This is a genomic window from Pseudoalteromonas sp. 3J6 (genome assembly GCF_903995135.1).
Taxonomy (GTDB): domain Bacteria; phylum Pseudomonadota; class Gammaproteobacteria; order Enterobacterales; family Alteromonadaceae; genus Pseudoalteromonas.
The window spans coordinates 3,654,915-3,667,852 of the sequence record NZ_LR877185.1 but is presented as its reverse complement, the minus strand read 5'-3'; the positions used below and the strand labels follow the sequence as shown (position 1 = coordinate 3,667,852).

The 12,938-nt window shown below is 40.4% G+C and carries 15 protein-coding genes; 10 read left to right on the top strand and 5 right to left on the bottom strand.

Annotated features, from left to right (window positions below):
- Positions 1 to 7 precede the first annotated feature (7 nt).
- Both P3J6_RS16815 and metK read right to left on the bottom strand, forming a co-directional pair.
- A complete protein-coding gene (locus P3J6_RS16815; RefSeq protein WP_198523598.1) occupies positions 8 to 553 on the bottom strand; it encodes a hypothetical protein in 546 nt (181 codons plus the stop codon).
- 139 nt (positions 554 to 692) lie between these two features.
- Positions 693 to 1,844, bottom strand: coding sequence for a methionine adenosyltransferase (gene metK, locus P3J6_RS16810; RefSeq protein WP_198523597.1), 1,152 nt, complete (start codon positions 1,842 to 1,844; stop codon positions 693 to 695).
- Positions 1,845 to 2,109: 265 nt separating this feature from the next.
- On the opposite strand from metK, the gene tkt reads away from it, so the two are divergent.
- From tkt to P3J6_RS16770, 8 genes are all read left to right on the top strand, one after another.
- Entirely contained in the window at positions 2,110 to 4,101 is a 1,992-nt protein-coding gene (tkt, locus tag P3J6_RS16805; RefSeq protein WP_198523596.1) for a transketolase, read from the top strand.
- 435 nt (positions 4,102 to 4,536) lie between these two features.
- Entirely contained in the window at positions 4,537 to 4,851 is a 315-nt protein-coding gene (gene ppnP / locus P3J6_RS16800; RefSeq protein ID WP_010387728.1) for a pyrimidine/purine nucleoside phosphorylase, read from the top strand.
- Positions 4,852 to 5,041: 190 nt separating this feature from the next.
- Positions 5,042 to 5,398, top strand: coding sequence for a ribosome hibernation-promoting factor, HPF/YfiA family (gene hpf / locus P3J6_RS16795; RefSeq protein ID WP_008110321.1), 357 nt, complete (start codon positions 5,042 to 5,044; stop codon positions 5,396 to 5,398).
- A gap of 142 nt (positions 5,399 to 5,540) precedes the next feature.
- On the top strand, positions 5,541 to 6,773 hold the full coding sequence (locus P3J6_RS16790; RefSeq protein WP_198523595.1) for an NRAMP family divalent metal transporter: 1,233 nt from the start codon (positions 5,541 to 5,543) through the stop codon (positions 6,771 to 6,773).
- 158 nt (positions 6,774 to 6,931) lie between these two features.
- Positions 6,932 to 7,375 carry a hypothetical protein gene (locus P3J6_RS16785; protein WP_198523594.1) on the top strand — a complete coding sequence of 148 codons (444 nt, stop codon included), beginning with the start codon at positions 6,932 to 6,934 and terminating at the stop codon, positions 7,373 to 7,375.
- A gap of 64 nt (positions 7,376 to 7,439) precedes the next feature.
- On the top strand, positions 7,440 to 7,646 hold the full coding sequence (locus P3J6_RS16780; protein ID WP_198523593.1) for a hypothetical protein: 207 nt from the start codon (positions 7,440 to 7,442) through the stop codon (positions 7,644 to 7,646).
- A 22-nt stretch (positions 7,647 to 7,668) separates the two neighbouring features.
- Complete coding sequence (locus P3J6_RS16775) at positions 7,669 to 8,124, top strand: GNAT family N-acetyltransferase (protein WP_198523592.1); 456 nt, start codon at positions 7,669 to 7,671, stop codon at positions 8,122 to 8,124.
- 187 nt (positions 8,125 to 8,311) lie between these two features.
- On the top strand, positions 8,312 to 9,112 hold the full coding sequence (locus tag P3J6_RS16770) for a hypothetical protein (protein ID WP_198523591.1): 801 nt from the start codon (positions 8,312 to 8,314) through the stop codon (positions 9,110 to 9,112).
- Between the two features lie 251 nt (positions 9,113 to 9,363).
- Here P3J6_RS16770 and P3J6_RS16765 read toward each other — a convergent pair whose 3' ends face one another.
- The 3 genes from P3J6_RS16765 to P3J6_RS16755 are packed head-to-tail and all read right to left on the bottom strand — an operon-like array spanning position 9,364 to position 11,680.
- The gene (locus P3J6_RS16765; RefSeq protein ID WP_198523590.1) at positions 9,364 to 10,551 is read right to left on the bottom strand and encodes a vWA domain-containing protein; all 1,188 of its coding nucleotides are present in this window, start codon (positions 10,549 to 10,551) and stop codon (positions 9,364 to 9,366) included.
- A gap of 1 nt (position 10,552) precedes the next feature.
- Entirely contained in the window at positions 10,553 to 11,401 is an 849-nt protein-coding gene (locus P3J6_RS16760; protein ID WP_198523589.1) for an AAA family ATPase, read from the bottom strand.
- Positions 11,402 to 11,455: 54 nt separating this feature from the next.
- Positions 11,456 to 11,680 (bottom strand): DUF1653 domain-containing protein, encoded by a 225-nt coding sequence (locus P3J6_RS16755; protein WP_008110327.1) that lies wholly within the window; start codon positions 11,678 to 11,680, stop codon positions 11,456 to 11,458.
- Positions 11,681 to 11,741: 61 nt separating this feature from the next.
- Between P3J6_RS16755 and P3J6_RS16750 the strand changes: the two genes are divergently transcribed.
- Together P3J6_RS16750 and P3J6_RS16745 are read left to right on the top strand one after the other, a co-directional pair.
- Complete coding sequence (locus tag P3J6_RS16750) at positions 11,742 to 12,221, top strand: DUF2947 domain-containing protein (protein WP_198523588.1); 480 nt, start codon at positions 11,742 to 11,744, stop codon at positions 12,219 to 12,221.
- Positions 12,222 to 12,296: 75 nt separating this feature from the next.
- Entirely contained in the window at positions 12,297 to 12,929 is a 633-nt protein-coding gene (locus P3J6_RS16745) for a hypothetical protein (RefSeq protein ID WP_054201789.1), read from the top strand.
- Positions 12,930 to 12,938 lie beyond the last annotated feature (9 nt).

Below are 12,938 nucleotides of genomic sequence, written 5' to 3'. Positions count from 1 at the left end.
ACCGTAATTAAAAAGAGAATAAATTAGGAAATAATAAGTACATAGCAAGTACAATAAGCAATATTACGGCTGTAGAAATCAGCGAATATAAAACAAGGTTGCCGCGTTTTTTGGGCTCAGTAGAGAGGGGCTCATCAAGCATTAAATCGTCATCTTCCCATACTTCATTATTTTCATCAGGTAATGATAATTCAACTTCAGGGAGGCGTTGCTCAATATCTTCTAGTTTTTCTTCAAGTCGAATTAGGCTACTGGTAATGTAATCTAGGGCGTCAAATAAGCGCTGATCTCGCTGGCTGTCGTAAGCTGTTTGAGGTGCCGTTTGTATAGCCGCAGCTTGCTGAAGTTTGCTTTTAATCCCCAGCGTTGAAAGTAACTTAGCTTGCTTGAGTGCTTTATCTTTGGGGCAAGGGGCAAATAACGGTTTGCCATCAAAAAAAGCAGCCACTTTTTCTGGCGAGGTTTTCAGCTTTTCTGTCAGTGCAGTGGTCACTGCTTGGCTGTCTGCGCCTTCTGCAAGTCCTACAAATATAACACGAAAATTGTCGGCCATTTTTTATCCCTAATACGCTTTATTGTATAAGCAGAGTATATACCTAAAATGTTAAACAGTTCGAGACTGTTTTACGACTAACTTAGTACACATAGCAAAACGGCCCTAAAAAGGGCCGTTTAAATATTAGCTAAGTGGCTTATAGACCAGCTGCTGAGCGAAGTGCGTCTGCTTTATCTGTGCGTTCCCATGGGAATTCGTCACGACCAAAGTGGCCGTAAGCCGCTGTTGGAAGATAAATAGGGCGCTCAAGGTCAAGCATTTGAATTAGACCGTAAGGGCGTAAGTCAAAGTGTTCACGAATTAATTCAATTAAACGCGCTTCTTCTAATTTACCTGTGCCAAATGTTTCAACACTGATAGAAGTAGGCTCTGCAACACCAATAGCGTAAGACACTTGAAGTTCACACTTATCAGCAAGGCCTGCAGCAACAATGTTTTTAGCAACGTAACGTGCAGCATAAGCCGCTGAGCGGTCAACTTTTGATGGATCTTTACCAGAGAAAGCACCACCACCGTGACGAGCCATACCACCGTATGTATCTACAATGATTTTACGACCAGTTAAACCACAGTCACCCATTGGGCCACCAATAACAAAACGACCTGTTGGGTTAATGAAAAATTTGGTTGCGCTAGTAATAAGCTCAGCAGGAAGTACTGGCTTAATAATTGTTTCCATTACCGCTTCTACTAAGTCATTTTGCGATACATCTTCGCTGTGCTGAGTAGAAAGTACAACGGCATCAATACCTACTGGCTTGCCATTTTCGTATGCAAATGTAACTTGTGATTTTGCATCTGGACGTAACCAGTTAAGCTCGCCGCTTTTACGAACTTCAGCTTGACGCTGCACTAAACGGTGAGAATAAGTAATTGGAGCAGGCATTAATACTTCAGTTTCGTTACATGCGTAACCAAACATTAAGCCTTGGTCGCCAGCGCCTTGCTCTTCAGGGCTTGTACGGTCAACACCTTGGTTAATGTCTGGAGACTGTTTACCAATAGTGTTTAAAATTGCACACGAATCGGCATCAAAGCCCATATCTGAGTGTGTGTAACCAATTTCACGTACTGTTTTACGTGTAATTTCTTCGATATCAACCCATGCGCTAGTCGTGATTTCACCACCAACCATAACCATACCGGTTTTAACGTAAGTTTCACACGCTACACGGGCATGAGAGTCTTGCTCTAGGATAGCATCAAGTACCGCATCAGAAATTTGATCGGCGATTTTATCCGGATGACCTTCAGAAACAGATTCAGAAGTAAATAAATGTTTTGCCATTGTAATTATGCTCACAAATATTGCGCTTCACAAACGTCGGTATTAGCGCTAAAAAATTAAGGCGCGTATTTTATCTAAAACAAGCGAACTTGCATAGTTTTTTTACGCCTAGACGTCTAAATAAAATATATAATAGTAAAAGGTTCTTAAAAAATATTCATAATGTCCTATTTTTATGGGTTTTTAATTGCACACAGCCCCTACAATAAGTAAGAATGGAGGTATATAAATACCCGCGCAAATACATATAAAGGTAGGAGAATTCATGCCATCTCGCAAAGAACTTGCAAATGCTATTCGCGTCTTGTCAATGGACGCAGTACAAAAGGCCAAATCTGGTCACCCTGGAGCCCCTATGGGCATGGCTGATATCGCAGAAGTATTATGGCGCGATTATCTAAAACATAACCCAACAAATCCAGAGTGGGCTGACCGAGATCGATTTATACTCTCAAATGGTCACGGTTCAATGCTAATTTATTCTCTATTGCATTTAAGTGGCTATGATTTACCACTGGACGAAATTAAAAACTTCCGCCAAATGCACTCTAAAACACCAGGCCACCCAGAATATGGATACGCGCCAGGAATTGAGACCACTACGGGTCCATTAGGTCAAGGGATCACAAATGCCGTAGGTATGGCAATTGCTGAAAAAGCATTAGCCGCTCAATTTAACCGTGAAGGCCATGACATTGTTGATCACCACACTTACGCATTTATGGGTGATGGTTGTCTAATGGAAGGTATTTCTCATGAAGCCTGTTCGCTTGCTGGCACATTAGGCCTAGGCAAGTTAGTGGCATTTTGGGATGACAACGGCATTTCAATCGACGGTGAAGTTGAAGGCTGGTTTAGCGATGACACCCCAGCACGTTTTAAAGCATACGGCTGGCATGTAATTAGCGACGTTGATGGCCACGACAGCGATGCTGTAAGTGCTGCAATTAGCGAAGCCAAAAGCGTGACTGACAAACCAACGCTAATTTGTTGTAAAACAGTAATTGGATATGGCTCACCTAATAAATCAGGTAGCCACGACTGTCATGGTGCACCATTAGGTGATGACGAAATTAAAGCATCTCGCGAGTTCTTAGGTTGGACGGGTGATGCATTTGAAATCCCTGCTGACATTTATGCACAGTGGGATAACAAAGAAAAAGGCCAACAGCTTGAAGCAAGCTGGGACGAAAAATTTGCCGCATACGAGCAAGCATTCCCAGAGCTAGCAGCAGAATACAAACGCCGTACAAATTCAGATTTACCTGCTGATTGGGCTGAAAAGTCACAAGCGTATATTGAGCAGTTACAAGCAAACCCAGCAAACCCAGCATCACGTAAAGCATCACAAAATGCATTAAACGCATTTGGTCCGTTACTACCTGAGTTTATGGGTGGCTCTGCCGATTTAGCAGGTTCAAACTTAACAATTTGGGATGGCTCTAAAGGCTTAACGGCAGACGATGCAAGTGGTAACTACGTTTACTACGGTGTGCGTGAGTTTGGTATGTCGGCAATTATGAATGGTATTGCACTTCATAAAGGCTTTATCCCTTACGGTGCAACGTTCTTAATGTTTATGGAATACGCACGCAACGCGGTTCGTATGGCTGCATTAATGAAGCAACCAAGCATTTTTGTATACACGCACGATTCAATTGGTTTAGGTGAAGATGGTCCAACTCACCAACCAGTAGAGCAAATTGCCAGCATGCGTTTAACGCCTAACCTTTACAACTGGCGCCCATGTGACCAAGTTGAGTCGGCAATTGCATGGCAACAAGCTATTGAGCGTAAAGACGGTCCTACATCATTAATCTTTACTCGCCAAGGCTTAGAGCAACAAGCACGTGATGTACAGCAATTAAGCGACGTTAAAAAGGGTGGTTACATCCTAAGTTGTGACGGCAACCCAGAGCTTATTCTTATTGCTACTGGCTCTGAAGTACAACTAGCGCAAGACTCTGCGAAAGAGCTACGTGCGCAGGGTAAAAAGGTACGAGTTGTATCTATGCCGTGTACTGATGCGTTTGAAGATCAATCGCCTGAGTACAAAGAAAGCGTATTACCAGCAAGCGTTTCACGTCGCGTAGCGATTGAAGCGGGTATTGCTGATTACTGGTACAAGTACGTAGGTCTAAATGGCGCCGTAGTCGGTATGACCACCTTTGGTGAGTCGGCTCCAGCTAACGAGCTATTTGAATTCTTCGGCTTTACCGTAGAAAACATCGTTAACAAAGCTAACGCATTGTTTTAAGCGACTGCTTTAACATTTAAAAGCCCGCGCTGTGTATAACAGGGCGGGCTTTTTTATGAGTTGTACTTTTATCACTGCCTCTAAAGCGCAGTGTTTCTAGCCCTCTTTGTGCATAAATCATTAAAAATTTATTTGAACACAGAGAAGTAAATGAGAAGAAAATGAGGCAATACAAAACCTAAATTACAAAGTCAATTCTGCTGTTTGATCACTTCTCTAAAGCGTAGCGTCTCATAGTCCTCTTTGTGCACAAATCATTAAAAGACCTGTTCGAAAAGTTTAGCCCGTTGCTCGAAGCAAATTCCCCTATAAAGTCGTTCATTTTTAATCTTTTGGCTGCTAAGTGAGTAATTTTCACAGCACTTAACTTGCAAGGTTTTTGTGTATCAGGCACTGTGAAGGTAACAAAATTATAAATTAATAACAGGAGTTAACATGCCAAAGTTCGATAACGTTAGTGTGGTTAAAAAAGCCAATGTATATTTTGATGGCAAAGTATCAAGCCGAACTGTGCTTTTAGGAAATGGTGAAGCGAAAACCTTGGGTTTTATGCAACCCGGTGAATTTGAGTTTAATACCAACCAAAAAGAGTGCATGGAATTACTTGCAGGGCAGTGGGATGTGTTATTACCAGGTGAAAGCGAGTGGAAAACATTTAATGCGGGTGAGTCATTTAATGTTGATGCTAATGTCAGCTTTCATGTAAAAGTAAGTGATTTTGCAGATTATTGTTGTTCATACACAGATTAATTACATAATTGGTTGAATTATCAGCACCTCTGAAAAGCCGCTATCACGCGGCTTTTTGCATACTTAATGCTAAATGAATGATCTAAATCAGGTAGGGTAATAAATAATTGCTAAATTTAGCTATTTTCTCTTGTGTTAATTCGTTTAGCCCCCAATACTAACTATGAGGTAACATAAAAAAGGATACCCTATGAAAATTAATCTTTCTGGTCACCATGTTGACGTTACTGATTCTATTAAAGAACACATTAACGAAAAGTTTTCTAAAATTGAGAGTCATTTTCCATCATTGATAGCGCTCGACATTATTCTTTCAAAAGAGCATCACAAGTTCCAAGCAGAAATTAGTACTAATTATGAAGGTGCGCGAATATCGGTTAAAGGGGAAAACGAGGTTATGTACCCAGCCATTTCCAGCGCAGCTAAAAAACTCGATGCCGCACTAAAGCATCGTAAAGGGCAAATAAAAGCGAACTTACATGAAAAGCCTGTAAGTACCACACCTGAAATAGCACATGAAATCATCCAAGAGATGGATTTAAATTAATAACTAACAATGTGTTATTTTTAAAAAGAGCCTAAGGGCTCTTTTTTATTGCCTGTAAATTAGGTAAGTTATGCATTCACACAGTTTATTAATGATAAAAATTAATAATAAAAGCACATAACACACCAAATTTGAGAAGTTAATGCAGTACACACAAAACACATGGAAGTCTCGGTTAGGGGCGCTCGGCCCAGGTATTTTAATGGCAACCGCTGCCATTGGTGGCTCACACTTGGTGGCCTCTACTCAAGCAGGCGCATTATTTGGCTGGCAGCTATTTTGGCTTATTGTGGTGGTTAACGTTTTAAAGTACCCGTTTTTTCGTTTTGGTATGGAATACACACTCGCCACCAAAAATAGTTTAGTAGAAGGGTATAAAAACCAAGGGCCTGGGTATTTTTACAGTTTTATTGCCCTGAATATTATCGCCGCTGTGGTAAATACTGCGGGCGTATTGCTGCTTACGGCGAGTTTATTACACTACGCATTACCTATTAGCATTCCTGTTACCTTATTGTGTTGGGTAATATTGGCCGTGTGTTTAATTATATTATTACTGGGGCATTTTAAAGCGCTCGATAACGTAGCAAAAGCTATTATGGGGCTACTTACTATAGCAACCATCACTGCATTGGTTATTGCTATAAATAACGGCCCTGTAGCGCCTGTAAGCTACGTTGGCCCCTCACCATATGAACTTGCCATGTTAGGCTTTATGGTTGCCTTAATGGGCTGGATGCCAGCGCCTATTGAAATATCGGCACTGAGCTCGTTGTGGCTTAAAGAAAAACAAGCTCAGCAAAATGTGACTAAAAACCAAGGCTTATTCGATTTTAATCTAGGTTATTGGTTAACCGCCGGGCTTGCGCTGGTATTTTTTAGTTTAGGTGCGTTAGTGCAATATGGGCAAAACAGTAATATAGAGCTCGGTGGTGTAGCGTTTGCTAAACAGCTGATTGATATGTACGCATCAACAATAGGCGAGTGGGCAAGGCCTTTGGTATCAGCCATCGCGTTTTTGTGTATGTTTGGCACCACACTCACCGTACTTGACGGTTACGCCCGCACACTTAACGAATCACACAAATTACTTGGTTTTAAGCAATCTAAACACAGCTTAAATACGTGGCTTATACTGCAAGCATTGGCCGGTATGGCGGTTATTTTATTTTTTAAATCAGCCCTTGGCCCTATGCTTACCTTTGCAATGACACTTGCTTTTGTAACCACACCGGTTTTTGCATGGCTTAACTTCAGCCTAGTTCGATCAGAGCCTGCGATTAAATACAGCCTACTTTTGCGTAGCTTAACCTGGTTAGGCTTGGTGTACTTGGTTGGCTTTGCTGTTGCGTTTGTAGTGTGGAAGATGGTGTGATTTTATACTCGAGGTTCGAGGTTCGAGGTTCAAGGTGAAAGGTTCAAGGTGAAAGGTACAAATCAAACAACCTCTGCATAAATACCGACTGTTGTAGACCGCGATAGCCTGCGGTGGGCGAGAATTGGCCTGTCAAAAGTAATAGCTAGGTGAAAAAGATGATCATACTTGAAAGCCAAGTATTTAAGACAATTCCTAAGTCTCCAGAACAGAGCTGTATCTTTTTAAATAATACGCAAACAGATAAAGTTGTTGATGGTACTTGTTTGGAACTTTGTATTAAAGCAGGTTGTAAATACCTTGTCTTTATGACGGATGACACTCTTTACGAGGATATGCTTCATATCCACCTCTTGAATGAGCGCCTTGATATTGTTGATTCAGCTACGATTGGTAGCATGTATTCAACGGGATCTTTTCGAAATTATAATATTCAAAACTCGAACACGTTAACTTTTCATTTTATTGGCGATACTGAATGGAAAATAGAAATACTAGATAGCAAGAGATTTTTATTTCCACTAATTTCTTCACTTAAAGGAGTTTCGAGAAAGAATATTTTTTATCAATATTTTAAAATTTATAGCAATCCTTCGTTATAAGCCTTGTAACTTTAAATTGTCCTAGGGGATCATTATTTTATGTTTAATCTACAAGGGGGAAACTATGATATTTAATATGCTCATTACAGACAACTTCGCATCATTTTATGATGAGGATAAAGAAGTACATATTTTTATTGATAGTTTTGATAATAAAAGGTTTGAAATGCGAATAGGGGACTTAGAACACTCGAAATCAGTCGGTAGCGTTTTAGCTTCTAGTCATGATGAGTTAAATATAAAGTTATTAGCGCTTTATATTAAATATTAATACACGAAAAAATGAGCTGTAAATGGAAATAAAAACAGGCGATATTTCAAACCCACACGTTATAAAGTTACTACAAGCGCATCATAACGATATGCTAAAGCACTCACCTGTTGAGAGCGTACATGCACTTGATGTGAGTAAACTCACTCAGCCCAACATAACATTTTATAGCTTATGGATTGATAATAATTTAGCGGGTGTAGGTGCATTAAAAGCGCTCAATACAACTCATGGCGAAATTAAATCAATGCGTACCTCAAGTAACTATTTACGCCAAGGCATAGCCGCTAAATTACTTACGCATATTATTGAGCGAGCAACACTGCGAGGTTACAAAAAGCTAAGTTTAGAAACTGGAACAGCAGAGGCATTTTTGCCCGCACAAAAGCTCTACGCCCAATTTGGTTTTAAAGAGTGTGAACCGTTTGGTGATTATGAGCTAGATCCGTACAGCTTGTTTATGAGTAAAGCGCTTTGAGTAAAAATGAACGAGAAAGTAAGGTTCCATAGTCATAGGACGTATATATTATCTGTATGGCGGTTCAGTTCGTGAAGTCGATAGTCAAAAATCATGATGTATGAAGTCAATATTTGACACTTTAGCTTCATGAAGTGGAACCGAGATCATGTTATGTTACTAAGATTGCATCTAAGGGAAATGTTAAATGTTCAAGCGTCTAAAAGTAAAAGTAGGTCGATTTTATATACATTACTTTTTTTGGTTTGCTCTGTGGCTTTCAATAGCAATTCTTTTATACGGCTTATTTATAATTTTATCAGCAAAGGGAGAGTCCAGTAATATTTTAGCAAACTTTGGAAGCTTTTCTGGTGGAATGGCTACAGTTATAGCTGCTCTTGTTGCTGTAAGAGAATTTATATTATTTAGGCATAATCAAGGTGTTAAAGAGTTTAGAGAGTTTTTCAGTACACAGGTACAATCTTTGCCTAATTTTGTTCTTGAGATGGCCGATGAGGCTTATTTACTATTTGCTAAGTTGGATCGTAAAGTTAAAGAAGATTTAAAAAGACCCGGAGTAATCCATGAAATCCAAGAGCTTGAGAATAAATTAAAGCTGTTTGAAGAAGAAGTTTCTATCCGATACCATCAGCTAAGTGCAGAGTCAGCTAATATTTTTTCTATGAGTACATACTTAGAAATATTACTAGGCACTAAAACTAAACGTTTAATTTGTATTTTAGAAGAGTTAAGGGACGCAATTCTTAATTACGAGTTGAGAGCTGATTTTTATATAAATACAGTTAAAAAAATGAGTAGCTCAGAAATAAAGTGTGATTACGTAGTTAATAATAAAAACGAGTTTATATCGCACTATCCTGGCTTGGATTACAAACGAAGAGGATCACTATTTCATAGGATGCCAAAGCTCCTAGGAGCTAAACGTAATTCAATAATAGGTGAAGTCTTTAAAATATATGAAGAGTTTAAAGAGTTAAAGATAACTTAAAAATTACGACCATAAAAGAAACTACTATTTCTAAATAACCACAAGTATGAGAGGAGTTTGGCTTGCATACAATTAACGCGGTGCATCGGATTGTTTCTGGTACATCCATCATTTTGTCGGATGGCGTGGCTTCGCCACTTATCCGACCTACATCAAAAGGTAGGTTGGTTAAGCCGAAGGCGCCACCCAACAAAGTTACAGGTTCACGCCTGAAGCTCTGCTGTTAGCACTGAGCTGTCGTAAATTAACATCTAACTCAGCTCTTTTATCGCGCTACTTATCCCATCTAAACTCAGCGGGTACATGCGGTTATTCATTAGCTGCTTTATAAAGTCAATTGATTGATAGTACGGCCAATGCTCAACCGGTTGTGGGTTGAGCCACGCGACTTTATCAAAGTGATTAGTGATTCGGTTTAACCATGCACTGCCGGGTTCTTCATTCCAATGTTCTACTGAGCCGCCAGGATAGGCAATTTCATATGGGCCCATAGTGGCATCGCCAACAAATATTACTTTGTAGTCGCTGGTAAACTTGTTGATCAGTGTCATGGTGTCAATAACGTTTGAGTGGCGGCGTTGGTTATCTTGCCAAACGTGTTCGTATAAACAGTTATGAAAGTAGTAAAACTCTAAATGTTTAAACTCGCTGTGGGCGGCGCTAAATAACTCTTCACAGGTGTGAATGTAATCATCCATTGAGCCGCCAATATCAAACAGCATTAATACTTTTACCGCGTTGTGGCGCTCGGGTGCCATTTTTACATCGAGCATGCCGCCTTGCTTGGCGGTCGCGCGAATAGTCTCGTTTAAATCAAGGGTGTCGCTTGCGCCAGTACGAGCAAATTTGCGTAGTTTTTTAAGTGCCAGCTTTATGGTACGAGAGCCAATTTCACGGTCGGAATCTAAGTTTTTGTATTCGCGCTTATCCCACACTTTTACTGCTTGGCGATTACGGTTGCCGTCTTGACCAATACGCACACCCTCAGGGTTATAGCCGTATGCACCAAAAGGCGAGGTGCCGCCTGTACCTACCCACTTATTGCCGCCAGCGTGGCGTTTTTGCTGTTCTTCTAGGCGCTCTTTTAGGGTTTTCATTAGCTCGTCGAGCCCGCCCATGGCTTTTAGTTGGGCTTTTTCTTCATCACTTAGGTGCTTTTCAAACTCTTTACGCAACCAATCTTCAGGTAAATTGTGTTGCTGTTTTAAGCTCTCGAGCAGGTCTAAGTCGGCAATACCGCTAAAGTAATCGCTAAAGGCTTTATCGAACCGGTCAAAATGGGTTTCGTCCTTTACCATAATAGTGCGCGCTAAATGATAAAACGCGTCTACATCAGCAAATATAACGCCTTGTTTTAAAGCGTTAATTAAATCGAGTAGCTCTCTTAGGCTCACTGGTAAGCGGTATTCTCGTAATTTGAAGAAAAACTGTACCAACATGTTAGCGACGGCTCATAAACGCAAGTTTTTCGATTAGGCTTATGTCTTGCTTGTTTTTAAGCAGCGCACCAAACATCGGCATTAAACCGCCTTTTTGAGCTTTGTCGTGCAGGGTTTTTGCGTCTATATCTTCAGCCATTAATAGTTTTAACCAATCCAGTAACTCGCTGGTGGATGGCTTCTTTTTAAGGCCATTGGCTTCGCGTAAGTTAAAAAATACTTCTAGCGCTTGGCGAACTAAATCTTGTTTAACATGCGGGTAGTGCACATCAATAATTTGCTGCATTTCGTCGCTATTTGGAAAATCAATATAATGGAAAAAACAGCGACGTAAAAACGCATCAGGCAGCTCTTTTTCATTGTTTGATGTGATGATCACAATAGGGCGCTCTTTGGCCACGATACGCTCACCGGTTTCGTATACATGAAATTCCATTTTATCGAGTTCGAGTAGTAAATCGTTTGGAAACTCAATATCGGCTTTGTCTATTTCGTCAATAAGCAGTACTGGGCGTTTGCCGTTTAATTCAGCGTACATGAAGGCTTGCCACAGCTTACCTTTAACTATGTAGTTGCTAATATTGTGAACGCGCTCATCACCTAGCTGGCTGTCGCGCAAACGCGATACTGCATCGTACTCGTACAAACCTTGCTGCGCTTTAGTGGTTGATTTTATATGCCACTGAATAAGCTCAGTATCTAAACTTTTCGCTAATTCCTCGGCCAGCATGGTTTTACCTGTGCCAGGCTCGCCTTTAATTAAAAGCGGTTTTTGCAGCATAATAGCGGCGTTTACGGCCTGTTTTAATGCTGAGCTTGCGATGTAATTATCAGTAGAATTAAATTGCACGGGTTATCCTTTATCTGGTCTGAGCAGTAATTATTATGCGTTATAATGCCATAGTTAATCGGCTTCACCAAGGTAGGCAAAACGGGCGATAGTTTTACCGTCTTTTTCTACAGTTTCGGTAAACATACTTAGTGGGCGTGCCCATATGCCGTATTCACCGTATAAGGCTTGGTAAATAACCAATTGCTCGTTGGTTTCGCTGTGAGTCGCCACATGCATAACTTTATATTGTGGGCCTTTGTAGTGTTGATATAAACCCAGTTTTAGTGCTGTAGTCATAGTCTGTTATCTTGTATAATTTGCCTTCGCTTTTTATTATGCCAAAGAATACAGCAATACTATGAATTATATTTCTCTTGATGATTACAAAAAAGCCTGGGTATTTCGCCACAAAGATATTCCGGTTTCAGATATTGATGCAGCCAATATTAAACCTATGACCAGCGAGCGTGCCGCCGTACTGTGGACAACCATGGTGAGTCGTGAACATGATCATCCAGACTTTTTTGATAAAACCGATTGGTGCGCGCAAGAGCAAAACTTTAGCCAAGAAATTAATTGGGAAGATGCGTGGGAAAGCGAAGAACCCCAATTTCCAGATGCTATTTTGAACCACTTAGATTGGCAGGCTAATACCACTGTGTATTTTTGCATGGCACGCGACAATATTATCGAAACGACATTTGATGTGTTTAAACGTAACTGGCAAAACTTTATGTTTTTATCTGATGGCAGCTTATTAATAGGTAAAAAGCGCAGCACTATGGTGCAATTTTTAGAATCAGGTATCGCAAAATTAGGTGAAAAGCCAAGCGCTTAAATTACTACAAGTGCTTAAAAACTGTGCATTACTGTGTTATAAAACAGTATTAAAATGTTTTTTTGAGTACAGCGATTGGTTGCTAAAAATAAGCAGTTTAACACAAGCCAGCAAGTTGAAATGTGGCAAACTGATGCACAAAAAGTGCTTTACGCACAATTATGCAATGCTTTTTATCAGCGTGAAGTTCAGCGCTTAGTGGCTGAACCTAATGGTGACCGTTTACGCAGGCAATTAAAAAGCCTGCCTTATTATATTGAACGTGCCGCAACACGTGTAGCTAATGCACCATTGCCTTTTACGCTTGATGCGCAAAATGGAGGCTGGCTTGAAAAACAAAAACCAACACCGCCAGAGGCTAATCCTTCAGCGAATGAACTTTTTTATCAAGCGCATGCCAAAGTAGGGCTAATAATTCCGGTATTATTACAAAGTCACGGTCAAATTCGGGTTAGAATAGATAGCATTGATCAAGTAGCTGATACGCAACTGCATTGTAATGAACTTGGCTGGTTTGATTTTTTAGGCCAAGGACTTGAGCAACAAAGTGCGCAATTGCTTAAACCTAGTAAAACGAGCCTTGCAGCGGCGTGTTGTGGCCACCAGTGGCAGTTTTCAAAGCGTAGCACGCCACGGGTTTTGTCACTACGGGAAATGTTACTAGCTGCCAATATTAATTGGCGCAATGTTAAGCGGCCGCTAGCATAAGTAGATAAT

What these genes read in the sequence shown, in the direction of transcription:
- P3J6_RS16815 (WP_198523598.1), bottom strand. Translation starts at nt 553, where the DNA reads ATGGCCGACAATTTTCGTGTTATATTTGTAGGACTTGCAGAAGGCGCA.
- metK (WP_198523597.1), bottom strand. Translation starts at nt 1,844, where the DNA reads ATGGCAAAACATTTATTTACTTCTGAATCTGTTTCTGAAGGTCATCCG.
- tkt (WP_198523596.1), top strand. Translation starts at nt 2,110, where the DNA reads ATGCCATCTCGCAAAGAACTTGCAAATGCTATTCGCGTCTTGTCAATG.
- ppnP (WP_010387728.1), top strand. Translation starts at nt 4,537, where the DNA reads ATGCCAAAGTTCGATAACGTTAGTGTGGTTAAAAAAGCCAATGTATAT.
- hpf (WP_008110321.1), top strand. Translation starts at nt 5,042, where the DNA reads ATGAAAATTAATCTTTCTGGTCACCATGTTGACGTTACTGATTCTATT.
- P3J6_RS16790 (WP_198523595.1), top strand. Translation starts at nt 5,541, where the DNA reads ATGCAGTACACACAAAACACATGGAAGTCTCGGTTAGGGGCGCTCGGC.
- P3J6_RS16785 (WP_198523594.1), top strand. Translation starts at nt 6,932, where the DNA reads ATGATCATACTTGAAAGCCAAGTATTTAAGACAATTCCTAAGTCTCCA.
- P3J6_RS16780 (WP_198523593.1), top strand. Translation starts at nt 7,440, where the DNA reads ATGATATTTAATATGCTCATTACAGACAACTTCGCATCATTTTATGAT.
- P3J6_RS16775 (WP_198523592.1), top strand. Translation starts at nt 7,669, where the DNA reads ATGGAAATAAAAACAGGCGATATTTCAAACCCACACGTTATAAAGTTA.
- P3J6_RS16770 (WP_198523591.1), top strand. Translation starts at nt 8,312, where the DNA reads ATGTTCAAGCGTCTAAAAGTAAAAGTAGGTCGATTTTATATACATTAC.
- P3J6_RS16765 (WP_198523590.1), bottom strand. Translation starts at nt 10,551, where the DNA reads ATGTTGGTACAGTTTTTCTTCAAATTACGAGAATACCGCTTACCAGTG.
- P3J6_RS16755 (WP_008110327.1), bottom strand. Translation starts at nt 11,680, where the DNA reads ATGACTACAGCACTAAAACTGGGTTTATATCAACACTACAAAGGCCCA.
- P3J6_RS16750 (WP_198523588.1), top strand. Translation starts at nt 11,742, where the DNA reads ATGAATTATATTTCTCTTGATGATTACAAAAAAGCCTGGGTATTTCGC.